The organism is Thermococcus sp. LS2 (assembly GCF_012027375.1).
In the GTDB taxonomy this organism is placed as follows: Archaea; Methanobacteriota_B; Thermococci; order Thermococcales; family Thermococcaceae; genus Thermococcus_B.
Genome location: NZ_SNUI01000006.1, coordinates 96,841 through 110,678 on the forward strand (window position 1 = coordinate 96,841; position 13,838 = coordinate 110,678).

Sequence of the window (13,838 nt, forward strand, 5' to 3'; positions counted from 1 at the left end):
ATCCGTGAGTGATGATTAGATGAGCTAGAGCCTGAATTTCTCCAGATATTCTCTTAGGAATTCTGGATCTTCTTTAAGCACAGCGCTCATTAACTCATCAAAATTCTTTTCACCCATAGCCTTTTTGAGATAATAATAAAGGTTCACAGCATCTTCCACTATGTTGCTCTGCCTTCTTCCCTCTTCAGCATAAAGCTCAATCAGCTTTAAGTTGATATCTTGGCTGATGTACAGTGTCTTCTGCTTCTTAATTTTCTTTAGCTCTTCTCTTTTCTTATCAGTTTTCTTTGCTTTTGGCTTTGTGAGCTCATCAATTGAACCTGAAAACAGCTGTGGAATTTTACCTCTCTCCTTCGACAAGAGTAACCACCTCTTTTGCAAGCTTTAAAAATGCTTTTGCAGCTCTTCCGTCGCCTTCAAACTCAAATATGCTAACTCCCTGAGATTGTGCTTTTTCAAGAGCAACTGACTTGGGTATAGTCGTCAGCAAGGGAGCATTTGGATAAGTCTCCTTTAACTCCTTTAAGCGCATAGCTGGAATTTTTGTTTGTCTTGTAAATTTGTTAGGGACTAATCCGAGGAGAGTGAGATTCTCGTTTGTTTCTTCCTTAATCATTTTCATTAGATTGAACATAAGTTGCATTCCAATTACTCCAAAATAGCTAAGCTCAAGAGGAATCAAAACATAATCTGAAGTCGTGAGGGAATTTACTAGGAAAATCCCCATGCTAGGGGGATTGTCAATGAGGATATAGTCATAATCTGGGAGAATTGGTTTCAATGCTTTTTCCAATCTTCTTTCTCGGTTATAGGCGTTTATAATTTCGATTTCCCTTGCTGAGAGATTTAAATGGGAAGGTATTAAGTGTAAATTCTCTCTAACCTCAACGATAGCTTCTTCGATGCTGCTTTCTCTCGTCATTACCGTTCCAACATTTCTGTCTTCATAATTTAGAACATCCATTCCTATTAATCCAAAGGTTAGGTTGAATTGAGGATCTATGTCAACTAAAAGGACCCTTTTGCCCATGTTTGCTAAGGCGAAGCCAAGGTTCATTGTAATTGTTGTCTTCCCTACTCCACCTTTTTGATTAGCTATGCTGATCACTCTCGCCATAGTATCACCTACATGATAAGAAAAAGCTAAAATGAAGGTCAGAGAGTATAGATATCTTCAAATACATCAGTACCTTTTGTGAGTTTCCTTCTTCCTCCTATAGTTTCGTCGAATATTCTCTCGATCTTGTCATCTTTTGTTATTGTTCTCACCATGCTTTTTGGCACAAGGATTCTGCTGTTATCTTGGAGTGCGTTAACTTCACCGCTTAAGATGTGTGGCGATCTAACTCCTGTCATTATGACCATGGCTCTGACTGTTCTACCTAGATCTTCATCAATCATTGCTCCCCACTTTATCTCTGACTTCTTACCAAGCTTCTCATAAACTATCTTCATTGCCTCGTGGACTTCACCGAGCTTTACATCTGGACCAACGGTGAAGTGTATCAGTGCAGCATCGCCGCTTCCAAATTCAACCTCAAGCATCTTGTTGTTGAGTGCGTTTATAACGGCATCGACAGCTCTGTTCTTTGAGTCGCTCTCACCAATACCAATTAGAGCAGCGCCTCCGTTTTTCATGATGCTGTATATATCTGCAAAGTCAATGTTAACAATAGATGGGAGCTTTATTGTCTCAGTTATGCCCTTGACCATTCTCGCTATAATCTCGTCTGCAAACCTGAATGCCGCTGAGAGTGGCAAGTTCGGAACAAGCTCGAGAAGCTTATCATTTTCAATTATCACAACAGTATCTGAGTACTGGAGCAGGGCTTGTATTCCAGCTTTTGCTTTTTCAATTCTTCTCGTTCCCTCGGTTGAGAATGGAAATGTTACAACGCTGACAACAAGAGGTTCTTGGTACCTTCCGTTGTGCCTTGCTACCTCTTTAATTATTCTTGCAACAACTGGTGCAGCACCGGTTCCAGTTCCGTTACCCATTCCTGCGGTTATAAAAACTAGATCAACGCCCTGGACCACCTCTGCAATCTCCTGAGCACTGGCTTCTGCAGCTAAATATCCAATTCTAGGGTCTCCACCTGAACCTTTGCCGTGGGTGATGTTCTTTCCGAGGAGGATCTTTTTGTGAGCTTTTGTTCTCGCCAAATGCTGAGCATCAGTATTCATTGCAATTAGCTCGGCACCTTGAACACCTAACTCATAAAGCCTGGTGATCGTATTGTTTCCAGAACCACCAACACCTATGATTGCGATCTTTATCAAATCTTCCAAATTTTCTCCATAGTCAAACTTCTCTTTTTTATCTTCGTCAAAGTCTAAGTTAATACCCGCTTGCTCTAGGAGCTTCCACACCATTGCCTTTAACCTCCGGAGTTAGTTGTTAATTATTAATAATTATACCTTATTCAAGTATATACTCTGGGGTTGTCCTTTCTTCTGTTTCAAGTTTGTAGAGCTCTCTTTTTACTAGTTCTCTGATAGCTTCTCTTATAGCCTCACTCCTATTGGAATAAACTCCTCTCTTTACGAGGGTATCAATAGCATTAAGAAGACCCTGCGGGATCTGGACACTAATTATTTTCATCTTTGTCATTGCTGAGCCTCCTAGTACATGAAGCCACTACTTTTCTCATTTGGTTTAACTAGTTAAATATTTTTTGCTGCTATTTTAATATCATGATAATATAATTTTCAAAAAATTTTTAGAAATGCAAAAACTATTTTAAAATTTTTTAGCATTGGGACATTTTTGGGTAAAGGAGAAAAGTTTAATATTTTACATTTACACTGAAAAATTGGGGGGTTAGATTGAGAGTAATAAAATGGGGCGATTACGAAATTGCAATTAGCAAAATTTCGCTCAATGATGTTTCATGCATTTTTGAGGAGCTTGGGGAAAATATGCAGGTGACAAGCGCTGAATGTTGGGAGCAGGTTGCATTTGCTACCATCTTAGCACTGAAGTCATTTGAACGAGGAACAAATAAAGCAAAGACAGTGAAAGGTGAAATACTCATTAGACTCGCGGGAACCTTGCAAATTGGTGAAGCCATAAAAAAGGTTGGCGCCAAAAGCGGAGAAAACTTCCTAGTGGCTTTTGGTAAGAATGCTCACAAAATACTTGAAGAATTCATCAAAAGGAATTCATTAAAAGAGGTTCCCCTCTCAGACTGTGACAGAGAAAAAATAAAAGCGCTCTTTGAAAAGGCAGCTATAGTTGAGGTTCTTTGAGTTTTTCTTAAAATTTACCATAAAGTTTGAATTTTGTTGAATTTTGTTTTGCTAATGTATTAAAAAACGGAAGTTTCTTCTCGATAAGTTTATAAGAATATTAATTTACCCTCTAAATGCTACGGGGGGGTGATTATGCGTTATAAGAGACACAGATATTTCATAGCAGAACGTATAAGTTTGATTCAGCGTTCAAAGATTAGAGAGCTCTTTGAAAAAGCAAGAAAGATGGAAAACGTCATTTCTCTCGGCATTGGTGAGCCAGACTTTGACACTCCGCAAAACATAAAGGACGCAGCAAAAAAAGCTTTAGATGAAGGATGGACTCACTACACTCCAAACGCTGGAATTCCGGAGCTTAGGGAGGCTATAAGCGAATATTACAAGGAGAGATACAACTTGGATGTTCCAGCTGATAGCATCATCGTAACCGCCGGTGCTTATGAAGCCACATATTTGGCATTCGAGACGCTCTTAGAAAAAGGAGATGAAGTAATAATTCCTGACCCCGCTTTTGTCTGTTATGCTGAAGATGCCAAGCTTGCTGAGGCAGGAATAATAAGGTTGCCCCTGAAGGAAGAAAACGGCTTCCAGCCAGATCCAGATGAGCTTTTAGAGCTTATAACAAAGAGAACAAGGATGATTGTGATTAACTACCCCAACAATCCAACTGGGGCTACAATAGATGAAGAGACTGCAAAAGCTATTGCAGATATTGCTGAAGATTACAATCTTTATATCCTCAGCGATGAACCTTACGAGCACTTCCTTTATGATGGTGCAAAGCACTATCCAATGCTTAAATATGCTCCAGACAACACGATTTTAGCAAACAGCTTCTCTAAGACATTCGCTATGACTGGCTGGCGTTTGGGCTTTGCAATCGCACCAAAAGACATTATCAGGGATATGATAAAGCTCCACGCTTATGTTATTGGAAACGTCGCATCATTTGTTCAAGTTGCAGGAATTGAAGCTTTAAGAAGTCCGAAGAGCTGGGAAGCTGTCGAAAAGATGAGACAAGAATATGCCGAGAGGAGGAAAATTGTTCTTAATGCAATTAAAGAAATGCCTTATATTTCTGCATTCGAGCCTAAGGGCGCATTTTACATCTTCGCCAACATAAAAGAGACTGGAATGACAAGTGAGAAGTTCAGCGAATGGCTCTTAGAGAAGGCAAAGGTTGTTGTAATTCCAGGGACAGCATTTGGAAAGAACGGAGAGGGATATGTAAGGATAAGTTATGCAACAAAGAAAGAAAAGCTCATTGAGGCTATGGAAAGGATAAAGAAAGCTTTAGAAGAGATTTGAGTTTTGTTTTCCTTTTCACTATCTTTAGGAGGAAGCCTGATGAAGGAAGTACTCTATGTCTTTGTTGCAATATTCCTTGCTGAGCTTGGTGATAAAACACAGCTGGCTACAATTGCCTTTGCTTCAAAATATGGATGGGCTAAAGCTTTTGTTGGTGCTATTTTAGGTCTTGCCTTGGTGAATCTGATAGGGGCTATAATTGGAGAGAAGATTGGAGAAGCTCTACCCGTGGAGTTAATTCACAAAGGGGCTGGAATACTATTTATCATCTTTGGGTTGCTGATGTTCTTTGGAAAAATCTAATGAGGTGAGAAAATGAAGCACTGGAGATCTGTAATCCTTAACACGATTGTCATGACTGCTGGATTTGGAACGCTCACCATGATGAGTGTCGCTAAGCCAGATGTGATTGCTCATTTTGGAATTAGCAGTGATGCTTTCGATTTGCAGCACATAGCTTACGTCTTTGGTCTTTTTGTTGCGTTCCTCTTAGGGCACACAAAGATTTATGAAGGGAGCTTTAAGAGGAGTGTTGCAATAGCTCTAAGCTGGGCTGCAATTCCACAGCTGTTGATTCCCTATGCTCCAAATTGGTATGTTGCAGTTTTCTTAAGGTTCATCCAAGGTTTCGTGGTTACACTTGTTCCGCTCTTCAGCACTCAGATAGCAAGATATTTTGTTGCCGAAAGACCTTTCGCAAAGGGTATAATTCTCTCTGGAATCTTCTGGGGCGGAGTTTTCGGCTCAATGAGCGCCAAGTATTTAATCCATGCATTTGGATGGAAGGGTAGCTTTTTAGTTACAGTTCTAATAATGTATGCTGTTCTGCTGATATGGTGGCTCTTTACAGAGGACTTTGAGATAACCCACGAGAAAGGAGAAGCAAAGATAAATGTCTGGAAGCTCAAGTTCACATGGGTTTTAGGATTCACATTTTTCCCAGCTCTATGGGTGATCTTCACAATCGTTGGATTCTCAGCCTCAATCGCCTACGACATGGGATGGACAAAGACTCATGTAGCAACGCTAAGCACAAATTTAAACATCGCAAAGGCAATCTGGTCAATTGTCTTTGGATACATAGGATATCTGCTTTCAAGAAAGAACCCAACTTCAAGAGGACTCTTTAAGGCTATTGTTCAAGTTATGATAATCTCCTATGCCTTATCGTTCGTGGGATTGATTATTTATGCAAAGGCAATGCTTAGCGGAAACTACACCCTCGCTTTGGCAGCAGTTTGGCTTGTAGGAACGATTCAAGGAACTGGTCCAGCATTCTGGACATCAGCACCAGCAACATACCCAAAGAGCATCTATCCAAAGGCTTCGTTCGCATTGGGACTTATCTCAAACACAGCAAACATAGTAGCCCCATCGATTACAGAGTTGTTGGCAAAGCAGAGCGTCGGATTAGCCTTTGGTGAACTAGCATTCATGCCCTTGCTTGGTATCTTAACATTGATTGCAGTCTCAAAGATGAAGATGCCAGTGGAGGAATTTGGAGAATGAAGCCAAAGCCAATCCTCATTCTTTTCTTTCTTTTGATGAGTATGTATTTTTATGGATTGGGTTTGCTCAGCATTGCTGACAGATTTACCTTTCTAGGATTTTGGGGCATTGGCTCGATTCATCTTCTAATTGGTTTTGGAATTTTCCTTGGAAAAGAGAGTGCAATAAGTGTTGCAACCTATATAACTCTGCTTGATTTTCTCTTCGGCTTGCTGTGGGCAATAATAGGATTAACGATTTCATCGTTCATACTTGCCATACTTTCTGCATTAGCCCTCTTTTTGTTATTGGACGAAGATGTTCGTATAGCCTTAAAGGCTTGACATTTGTTCAAACTTATAGCCAAAAATTCTATTTAGATGTTAATCTTACATCAGTTGATGGTGGCAATCATGAAGAAGGAGGAGATAATTTTTCGATATTCAAAAGTGTTCCCAAAAGCTGCTCGTGTAACTTATGCTCCGATTGTTGGTGTTAAAGCCAAAAATGCTAAAGTTTGGGACATTGAGGGGAGAGAATACATAGATTTCCTCTCCGACGCCGCTGTTCAAAATGTTGGACATAATAATGAGAGAGTTGTGAAAGCGATAAAGGAACAAGCAGATAAGTTGATACACTTCACCTTTATCTATGGCTTCTCAGTTGAACCTCTTCTATTGGCTGAAAAGCTTGTTGAAATTTCACCAATAGAGAATCCCAAAGTGGTTTTGGGCTTGAGTGGGAGCGATGCGAATGATGGAGCAATTAAGTTCGCAAGAGCATATACAAAGAGAAGAACAATCTTAAGTTATTCGGGGAGTTATTACGGAGCGACATATGGGGCGATGAGTATAACGGGACTTGATTTTGAGACTAGAGCTTTGGTTGGAGAGTTGAGCGATGTACACTACATTCCCTTCCCAGACTGTTATAGATGTCCATTTGGGCAAGAAAAGGGGAAATGCCACTTTGAATGCATATCTTACCTTGAATACAAATTTGAGAGAGAGGTTTATGCAGACGGTGTTGCCACCCTATTTGCTGAACCTATCCAGGGAGACGCTGGGATGATAGTTCCTCCAGATGATTACTTCAAAAAGCTGAAGAAAATCCTTGATGAGCATGGGATTCTCTTAGTTGTTGACGAGGTTCAAAGCGGATTAGGAAGGACGGGAAAATGGTTCGCAATTGAGCATTTTGGAGTTGTGCCGGATATAATAACGCTCGCGAAGCCTTTAGGCGGAGGATTGCCAATAAGTGCTATCGTCGGAAGAGAAGAGATTATGGAGTCTCTACCGGCTTTGGGACATACATTTACGCTTAGTGGAAATCCAGTGACAAGCAGAGCGGCTTTGGCAGTTATTGAAGAAATTGAGGAGAAGAATTTGCTTAAAAGAGCTGAGGAGCTTGGAGAGTACACCATGAAGAGGCTCAAGAAAATGCAGAAAGAGCATGAGCTTATCGGAGATGTTAGAGGAAAGGGCTTGATGATCGGTGTGGATTTGGTGAAGGACAGAGAAACAAAGGAAAGAGCTTTCGATGAGGCTAAGAAAGTTGTTTGGAGGGCTTATGAGCTTGGCTTGATCTTGGCATTTCTCCATGGAAATGTCCTCAGAATCCAGCCGCCTTTGACGATAGAGAAGGAGCTTTTGGATGAGGGCCTGGATAGATTGGAGCAAGCAATTGCAGATGTTGAAGAGGGAAAAGTTGACGACAAAGTTTTGCAGATAGTGCAGGGATGGTGAGACTAAAGATCATGTAGACTATGAGAGTTCATGAAAGATGACTTTAATTAGAGCAGATTAATTATAGAGTAATTTGAACAAAAATCCTACATATTGTCTTTTCTTTCCCTTGTTTTGTGACAATCTTTTTGTTCAACATTTGTCATCTTGGCAAGCCACACATAGGAAGGTATATCTACCTTGACTTCCTAGATTAACACAACGAATAAGATGCTCTCTATTCTTGTAATCAACTGTTGCTTAAAATAGCGAAATTTTGGGAGGTGCGATACCATGAAAATTGTTACAGGAATTGCAAGCACAACTCATGTCAATAGAGACGGAAATAAAATGACTGAATCTGCTTTGCTTTCTGTAGCTGAGCAAATCAATGATCATTATATCCCATTAGATATTGGACATCGAGGATTGCATATGGGAGTAGTATTGTGTGCTAAAGTCAAGGAACTAGAAGATGGTGAGTGGGGATTGTATGTTGTTGTTGGAATCTTTGAATCTGAGGATGAAAAAGAGAGACATAAATATGGATCTCCTAATACTGTCTACAAGCAATATTTAAATTTGATCTAAATCACTGAAAGGCTCAGAAAAAACGCTTAAGATGAAAACATTACAGATTAGATTAGTGCCGTCAAGAGAGTTAAAGAATGCTATCGAGGAGTAATCTTGTAGATTTCCCTTTCTATCTCTCTAAGGTGTTTAGGAATTTATCCCTAATTAACTTCTTCTCTTCCTAATTTTTCGGTTAAATCTTGGTAACTCATCGTATTTTTTAAGATAATCATCTAAAAGAGCTTTTTGCCTCTTTTCAGCCTCATCTATGTTTTCTGTTACTTCATAACTGAAATATGACGCTCCTATTATTGGGTCAGAACCAGATGGCAGATGTGTTAAAAGTGCATCCCTGATGTTCCCCACTCCTATGTACAAAACATCTCCCTCTCTGCTTACAAGTTCGTAGACTCCATAAAGATTTACGGCCTTCTCGAATATGCCTTCTTCAGTAAATTTAAACAAGTCTTTTCCAATTGTCATTACCACCACTCCAAGATCCTGTGTGCTTTATTACTCCCTTATCTTATATAACACTATCGTGGAATTTGTAAGAGGAATTTGGGAGGCTAAAAATTAAAGATTAAATGCTTATTTTTGGATTTTTGATTAGATTTTCTCTTAAAATTGTTCCTCTTTTAATTTGTGCTTTGTTGTTTGTGTGCTAGTGATTAAAACCCAGGGTTTTTCTGATTATTGAAGTTGGAATTCCACAAAAAAGTATCCCTAGGAACTATAGTGACTTTAATTAAACTTTTTAGAAAAGTTTGTGGTGCGGTGGCCGGGATTTGAACCCGGGTCGCCGGCTTGGAAGGCCGGCGTCCTAGACCAGGCTAGACTACCACCGCATAAAAAGTGGTGGGGCGAGGGGGATTTGAACCCCCGACACCCGGATCTTCAGTCCGGCGCTCTCCCAGGCTGAGCTACCGCCCCACCGTCCAAAGAATAAAGGAAAGATTCTGGCTTATAAACCTTGCGGTTTAGGGGGATGAACACTTAAGTTCACTGATGATTACCACTGGGTGCGAAAAGTTTATAAAGATCGAATATTTTAGTAACTATTGGTAACCAAAAATATAATGGGGGTGAGAGGGATGGTGAGGAGGGTGAGAAGGTGGGACATCTGGGATCCGTTTGACATAATGAGAGAGATTCAAGAAGAAATTGACAGCATCTTCAATGAGTTCTTTAGAGGCCCAAGACTCTGGAGCTACAGAAGATGGGGTGAGCCAGAATACTTTGAGGAGAGAATTGAAGGCGTCTGGAGAGAGCCATTCGTTGACATCTTTGACAACGGTGACGAGTTCATAATCACTGCTGAGCTCCCAGGTGTGAGAAAGGAGGACATCAAGGTTAGAGTAACTGACGATACTGTTTACATTGAAGCTCAAGTGAGAAGAGAGAAGGAGCTCGAGAGAGAGGGTGCAATTAGAATCGAGCGCTATTACAGCGGCTACAGAAGAGTCATCAGACTTCCAGAGGAAGTCATTCCAGAGAAGGCTAAGGCAAAGTACAACAACGGTGTCCTTGAAATCAGGATTCCAAAGAAGCATCCAACAAAGAAAGAAGGAGAGGGATTTGAGGTTAAGGTAGAGTGAAGAACTTTCATTATTTCACTTTCTTTTTAGTTTTTAATTCACGATCATCTACTCATTGAAGAAAAAGAGTTTGAGGTGATGTAAATGGCAGATAAGAAGGAAATCAAGCTTAAGGTTGCTTCCGCTTACCAGAGGGATGTTGGTAGGGGGATTGTTAGAATTGATAGGAAGGCTATGCGTACAATTGGCGTTCAGCCAGGAGACATAGTGGAAATTATTGGAACAAAGAACACAGCAGCAGTTGTTTGGCCAGCATACCCAGAGGATGAGGGCTTAGACATCATCAGAATGGACGGTACAATCAGAAAGAACGCTGGAGTTGGACTTGGAGATGAGGTAACTGTAAGGAAGGCTGAGGTCAAAGAAGCAAAGAAAGTTGTCTTAGCTCCAACAGAGCCAATCAGATTTGGAGCAGACTTCGTTGACTGGCTACACTCAAGGCTCATTGGAAGACCAGTGGTTAGAGGAGACTATATCAAAATTGGTGTCCTTGGACAGGAGCTTACCTTCGTTGTAACAGCAACGACACCAGCTGGAATCGTCCAGGTCACAGAGTTCACGGAGTTTACGGTCAGCGAGAAGCCAGTTAAAGAAGTTGCCAAGACAGCTGCCCTTGGGGTTACCTACGAGGACATTGGTGGTCTCAAGGATGTTATCCAGAAGATTAGAGAGATGATTGAGCTACCACTCAAGCACCCAGAAATCTTCGAGAAGCTCGGAATTGAGCCACCTAAGGGAGTTTTGCTCTATGGTCCACCAGGAACGGGTAAGACTTTACTTGCAAAGGCTGTGGCGAATGAAGCAAACGCTCATTTCATAGCCATCAACGGTCCAGAAATTATGAGCAAGTACTATGGTGAGAGTGAGGAAAGACTTAGAGAAGTCTTCAAGGAAGCTGAAGAAAACGCTCCAAGTATAATCTTCATTGATGAGATTGACGCAATAGCTCCAAAGAGGAGCGAAGTAACTGGAGAAGTTGAAAAGAGAGTCGTCAGCCAGCTCTTAACCTTGATGGACGGTCTCAAGTCAAGAGGAAAGGTCATTGTCATAGGTGCAACCAACAGACCTGATGCAATTGATCCAGCTCTGAGAAGACCAGGAAGATTCGACAGAGAGATTGAAGTTGGTGTTCCAGACAGACAGGGAAGAAAAGAAATCCTCCAGATTCACACAAGAGGAATGCCAATTGAGCCAGAATTCAGAAAGGGCGACGTTAAGAGAATCTTAGAAGAATTGAGAGGAGACGAGAGATTCAGAGATATCATTGACAGGGCAATAGAGAAAGTCGAGAGAGCCAAGGATGAAAAGGAAATCCAAGATATACTCAAGAGCCTCGATGAGAGGCTTTACGATGAGGTCAAGCACCGCTTAATTGATGCATTGCTTGAAGAGCTCGCAGATAAGACACATGGATTCGTAGGTGCAGACTTAGCAGCACTGGCAAGAGAAGCTGCAATGGCTGCACTGAGGAGATTGATCAAAGAAGGTAAGATTGACTTTGAGGCAGAGCACATTCCAAAAGAAGTCCTCGAGGAGCTTAAAGTAACTAAGAGGGACTTCTACGAGGCATTAAAGATGATTGAACCATCAGCACTCAGAGAAGTACTCCTTGAGATTCCAAATGTAAGATGGGACGACATAGGTGGGCTCGAAGAGGTTAAGGAAGCTTTAAGAGAAGCAGTTGAGTGGCCGCTCAAGTATCCAGAGGCATTTCAAGCATTAGGAATCAACCCACCAAAGGGAATTCTCCTCTATGGTCCACCGGGAACTGGTAAGACAATGCTCGCTAAAGCTGTTGCAACGGAGAGCGAGGCTAACTTCATTGGAATCAGAGGTCCAGAAGTTTTAAGCAAATGGGTCGGTGAAAGTGAGAAGAACATCAGAGAGATCTTCAGAAAGGCAAGACAGGCTGCACCAACAGTGATATTCATCGATGAGATTGATGCAATTGCACCGAGAAGGGGAACTGACGTGAACAGAGTGACGGACAGATTAATCAACCAGCTCCTCACAGAGATGGATGGTATTGAGGAGAACAGTGGTGTTGTTGTTATTGCAGCAACTAACAGACCAGACATCTTAGATCCGGCACTGCTCAGACCGGGAAGATTTGACAGATTAATCTTAGTACCAGCACCAGACGAGACAGCAAGATACGAGATATTCAAAGTCCACACCAGGAAGATGCCTCTAGCTGAGGACGTTGACCTCAAAGAATTAGCCAAGAGGACAGAGGGCTACACAGGTGCAGACATTGCAGCGGTCTGCAGAGAGGCAGCAATGAATGCAATGAGAAGAGCACTCAAGGAAGGAATTATCAAGCCAGGAGTTAAGATGGAAGAAGTCAGACAGAAAGTCAAAGTCACAATGAAGGACTTTGAGGAGGCACTGAAGAAAGTTGGGCCGAGCGTCAGCAAGGAGACGATGGAGTACTACAGGAGAATAGAGGAGCAGTTCAAGAAGATGAGGGGCTGATGCCCTTTAGATCTTTAACCTTTCCCAGCATTTTTATTTTTGCTGGTTCTGATGGCACTGATATATCCGCTGACAATCCTCGGCTTTCTTGTGCTTAAAAGATATTTGAAGGACTTGCAAAACTCCAAAGATCTTGTGAAAAACACTAACCTATCAATCGGTCTCATTTCTTAGCATTGTTGCCATTGTGGGTTGTTAAGGGATTTCTAGGAGTCTGGGTTTATAATGGAGGTCATGTAGTTTTCCTCCTTTTTCAGCTGCTCACGCTTGTATTTCATTTGCCAACCCTCAGAGAGCTTTCAGAAAGTCTGAACAGCCAACTTCTAAATACGGATGGTTTGATGCTGATCCTTGTCATTCCTCTGCATGGTGAGGGTTTTGAGATTGAAGGTGAAGGGGAGTAACGTTTTTAACTCCCCTCTCTCTTTTTTATTAGGTGGACCTAATGCCACTGCTTGTTTTGGTCAGACACGGCGAAAGCCTCTGGAACAAATTGAACCTTTTTACGGGCTGGGTTGATGTTCCTCTAAGCGAAAAAGGTATTCAAGAGGCATTAAAAGCTGGTGAACTTTTGAAGGATTACAAGTTTGATGTGATTTTTACTTCCAAGCTTGTGAGAGCAATTCAGACGGCAATGCTGATAATGAGCAAAAACAAACATGGAGTTCCAAAGATAGAGCATGAGAGTGGAAAAATGAAAGAATGGGGTATTGTTTACGGAGAGCACGGAAAAAATTACATTCCAGTTTACACAGCATGGCAGTTGAATGAGCGCTATTATGGGAAGCTCCAAGGCTGGAACAAGGACTATGCGAGGAAGGTCTATGGCGATGAGCAAATTCTGCTTTGGGCACGAAGCTACGATATGGCACCTCCAGGAGGGGAGAGCCTAAAGGATACCGCTGAAAGGACAATACCTTACTTAAAAGAAAGAATAATTCCAGAGCTTGAAAAAGGCAGGAATGTTCTGGTCTCAGCCCATGGAAACAGCCTGAGGTCAATTGTAATGTACATTGAGAACCTCACAGAGGAAGAAGTGCTTAGACTCAACATACCAACTGGAGTGCCACTAGTTTATGAATATAAAAACGGAGAGCTAATCAGAAAAGGTTACCTCACAGAAAACGGCTTCATAAATAAGATAATTGACTAAAAAAGAGGGGAGAAGAAGGCAAAAGCGGAGCGTTAAATGAGTTCAATTTCAAAACTCACGGCTCTCACAACTTTAAGCTTCCTCTTTGCAATTTCAACAGCCTTCTCAAAGCTGTTCACAACCACAATTTCCTCCTCAGGGATTGAGTTTGGTCTGTAATACACAATTCTCGCAAGCATGCTCTCACCTTTCTATATCACTTTGAGTGTTGTGTTATTGTAGCACTACTTTGATGGACATGTAGAATATTTAAACGTTTTTATACTA

17 protein-coding genes and 2 tRNA genes are annotated in these 13,838 nt (G+C 41.4%); 11 read left to right on the forward strand and 8 right to left on the reverse strand.

What is annotated here, in order from left to right; all coding sequences use genetic code 11:
- Nucleotides 1-24 precede the first annotated feature (24 nt).
- The 4 genes from E3E24_RS09020 to E3E24_RS09035 are packed head-to-tail and all read right to left on the reverse strand — an operon-like array spanning nt 25 to nt 2,611.
- The gene (locus E3E24_RS09020) at nt 25-360 is read right to left on the reverse strand and encodes a CopG family transcriptional regulator (protein WP_167886645.1); all 336 of its coding nucleotides are present in this window, start codon (nt 358-360) and stop codon (nt 25-27) included.
- The gene (locus tag E3E24_RS09025) at nt 341-1,117 is read right to left on the reverse strand and encodes a ParA family protein (protein ID WP_167915908.1); all 777 of its coding nucleotides are present in this window, start codon (nt 1,115-1,117) and stop codon (nt 341-343) included. Before E3E24_RS09025 ends, E3E24_RS09020 begins: the two co-directional genes overlap by 20 nt.
- A 38-nt stretch (nt 1,118-1,155) precedes the next feature.
- A complete protein-coding gene (ftsZ, locus tag E3E24_RS09030; protein ID WP_167886647.1) occupies nt 1,156-2,373 on the reverse strand; it encodes a cell division protein FtsZ in 1,218 nt (405 codons plus the stop codon).
- 46 nt (nt 2,374-2,419) lie between these two features.
- Complete coding sequence (locus E3E24_RS09035; protein WP_167886648.1) at nt 2,420-2,611, reverse strand: ribbon-helix-helix domain-containing protein; 192 nt, start codon at nt 2,609-2,611, stop codon at nt 2,420-2,422.
- Nucleotides 2,612-2,826: 215 nt separating this feature from the next.
- On the opposite strand from E3E24_RS09035, the gene cgi121 reads away from it, so the two are divergent.
- The 7 genes from cgi121 to E3E24_RS09070 all read left to right on the forward strand — a co-directional run bounded on the left by cgi121 (nt 2,827) and on the right by E3E24_RS09070 (nt 8,363).
- Complete coding sequence (gene cgi121, locus E3E24_RS09040) at nt 2,827-3,249, forward strand: KEOPS complex subunit Cgi121 (RefSeq protein ID WP_167886649.1); 423 nt, start codon at nt 2,827-2,829, stop codon at nt 3,247-3,249.
- Between the two features lie 135 nt (nt 3,250-3,384).
- Nucleotides 3,385-4,560, forward strand: coding sequence for an aminotransferase class I/II-fold pyridoxal phosphate-dependent enzyme (locus tag E3E24_RS09045; protein ID WP_167886650.1), 1,176 nt, complete (start codon nt 3,385-3,387; stop codon nt 4,558-4,560).
- A gap of 39 nt (nt 4,561-4,599) precedes the next feature.
- Nucleotides 4,600-4,863, forward strand: coding sequence for a TMEM165/GDT1 family protein (locus E3E24_RS09050; protein WP_167886651.1), 264 nt, complete (start codon nt 4,600-4,602; stop codon nt 4,861-4,863).
- Between the two features lie 12 nt (nt 4,864-4,875).
- The gene (locus E3E24_RS09055; protein ID WP_167886652.1) at nt 4,876-6,069 is read left to right on the forward strand and encodes an MFS transporter; all 1,194 of its coding nucleotides are present in this window, start codon (nt 4,876-4,878) and stop codon (nt 6,067-6,069) included.
- Nucleotides 6,066-6,392 carry a hypothetical protein gene (locus tag E3E24_RS09060; RefSeq protein ID WP_167886653.1) on the forward strand — a complete coding sequence of 109 codons (327 nt, stop codon included), beginning with the start codon at nt 6,066-6,068 and terminating at the stop codon, nt 6,390-6,392. The genes E3E24_RS09055 and E3E24_RS09060 overlap by 4 nt, the downstream gene beginning before the upstream one ends.
- A gap of 69 nt (nt 6,393-6,461) precedes the next feature.
- Nucleotides 6,462-7,793: a leucine/methionine racemase gene (locus E3E24_RS09065; RefSeq protein WP_167915909.1), complete on the forward strand. Its 1,332-nt coding sequence runs from the start codon at nt 6,462-6,464 to the stop codon at nt 7,791-7,793.
- 273 nt (nt 7,794-8,066) lie between these two features.
- Nucleotides 8,067-8,363 (forward strand): hypothetical protein, encoded by a 297-nt coding sequence (locus E3E24_RS09070; RefSeq protein ID WP_167886655.1) that lies wholly within the window; start codon nt 8,067-8,069, stop codon nt 8,361-8,363.
- A 147-nt stretch (nt 8,364-8,510) separates the two neighbouring features.
- Here the strand turns inward: E3E24_RS09070 and E3E24_RS09075 are convergent, their stop codons facing one another.
- From E3E24_RS09075 to E3E24_RS09085, 3 genes are all read right to left on the reverse strand, one after another.
- Nucleotides 8,511-8,828 carry a hypothetical protein gene (locus E3E24_RS09075; RefSeq protein WP_167915910.1) on the reverse strand — a complete coding sequence of 106 codons (318 nt, stop codon included), beginning with the start codon at nt 8,826-8,828 and terminating at the stop codon, nt 8,511-8,513.
- A gap of 287 nt (nt 8,829-9,115) precedes the next feature.
- Nucleotides 9,116-9,193: transfer RNA gene (locus E3E24_RS09080), tRNA-Gly, on the reverse strand.
- Nucleotides 9,194-9,201: 8 nt separating this feature from the next.
- Nucleotides 9,202-9,278 (reverse strand) — tRNA-Phe (locus E3E24_RS09085).
- A 161-nt stretch (nt 9,279-9,439) separates the two neighbouring features.
- Here E3E24_RS09085 and E3E24_RS09090 point away from each other — a divergent pair.
- From E3E24_RS09090 to E3E24_RS09105, 4 genes are all read left to right on the forward strand, one after another.
- Nucleotides 9,440-9,943, forward strand: coding sequence for an Hsp20/alpha crystallin family protein (locus tag E3E24_RS09090; RefSeq protein WP_167915911.1), 504 nt, complete (start codon nt 9,440-9,442; stop codon nt 9,941-9,943).
- A gap of 84 nt (nt 9,944-10,027) precedes the next feature.
- Nucleotides 10,028-12,418, forward strand: a complete 2,391-nt coding sequence (locus E3E24_RS09095; protein ID WP_167915912.1) for a CDC48 family AAA ATPase — start codon at nt 10,028-10,030, stop codon at nt 12,416-12,418.
- A gap of 179 nt (nt 12,419-12,597) precedes the next feature.
- The gene (locus E3E24_RS09100) at nt 12,598-12,822 is read left to right on the forward strand and encodes a hypothetical protein (RefSeq protein WP_167915913.1); all 225 of its coding nucleotides are present in this window, start codon (nt 12,598-12,600) and stop codon (nt 12,820-12,822) included.
- A 41-nt stretch (nt 12,823-12,863) separates the two neighbouring features.
- On the forward strand, nt 12,864-13,571 hold the full coding sequence (locus tag E3E24_RS09105; RefSeq protein WP_167915914.1) for a 2,3-bisphosphoglycerate-dependent phosphoglycerate mutase: 708 nt from the start codon (nt 12,864-12,866) through the stop codon (nt 13,569-13,571).
- Between the two features lie 32 nt (nt 13,572-13,603).
- On the opposite strand, the gene E3E24_RS09110 is transcribed toward E3E24_RS09105, so the two are convergent.
- A complete protein-coding gene (locus tag E3E24_RS09110; protein WP_167886660.1) occupies nt 13,604-13,750 on the reverse strand; it encodes a hypothetical protein in 147 nt (48 codons plus the stop codon).
- Nucleotides 13,751-13,838 lie beyond the last annotated feature (88 nt).

Coding starts and splice junctions, on each gene's coding strand:
- E3E24_RS09105 (WP_167915914.1), top strand. CDS start 12,864: ATGCCACTGCTTGTTTTGGTCAGACACGGCGAAAGCCTCTGGAACAAA.
- E3E24_RS09035 (WP_167886648.1), bottom strand. CDS start 2,611: ATGACAAAGATGAAAATAATTAGTGTCCAGATCCCGCAGGGTCTTCTT.
- E3E24_RS09070 (WP_167886655.1), top strand. CDS start 8,067: ATGAAAATTGTTACAGGAATTGCAAGCACAACTCATGTCAATAGAGAC.
- E3E24_RS09025 (WP_167915908.1), bottom strand. CDS start 1,117: ATGGCGAGAGTGATCAGCATAGCTAATCAAAAAGGTGGAGTAGGGAAG.
- E3E24_RS09110 (WP_167886660.1), bottom strand. CDS start 13,750: ATGCTTGCGAGAATTGTGTATTACAGACCAAACTCAATCCCTGAGGAG.
- E3E24_RS09090 (WP_167915911.1), top strand. CDS start 9,440: ATGGTGAGGAGGGTGAGAAGGTGGGACATCTGGGATCCGTTTGACATA.
- ftsZ (WP_167886647.1), bottom strand. CDS start 2,373: ATGGTGTGGAAGCTCCTAGAGCAAGCGGGTATTAACTTAGACTTTGAC.
- E3E24_RS09095 (WP_167915912.1), top strand. CDS start 10,028: ATGGCAGATAAGAAGGAAATCAAGCTTAAGGTTGCTTCCGCTTACCAG.
- E3E24_RS09065 (WP_167915909.1), top strand. CDS start 6,462: ATGAAGAAGGAGGAGATAATTTTTCGATATTCAAAAGTGTTCCCAAAA.
- E3E24_RS09075 (WP_167915910.1), bottom strand. CDS start 8,828: ATGACAATTGGAAAAGACTTGTTTAAATTTACTGAAGAAGGCATATTC.
- E3E24_RS09060 (WP_167886653.1), top strand. CDS start 6,066: ATGAAGCCAAAGCCAATCCTCATTCTTTTCTTTCTTTTGATGAGTATG.
- E3E24_RS09050 (WP_167886651.1), top strand. CDS start 4,600: ATGAAGGAAGTACTCTATGTCTTTGTTGCAATATTCCTTGCTGAGCTT.
- E3E24_RS09045 (WP_167886650.1), top strand. CDS start 3,385: ATGCGTTATAAGAGACACAGATATTTCATAGCAGAACGTATAAGTTTG.
- E3E24_RS09055 (WP_167886652.1), top strand. CDS start 4,876: ATGAAGCACTGGAGATCTGTAATCCTTAACACGATTGTCATGACTGCT.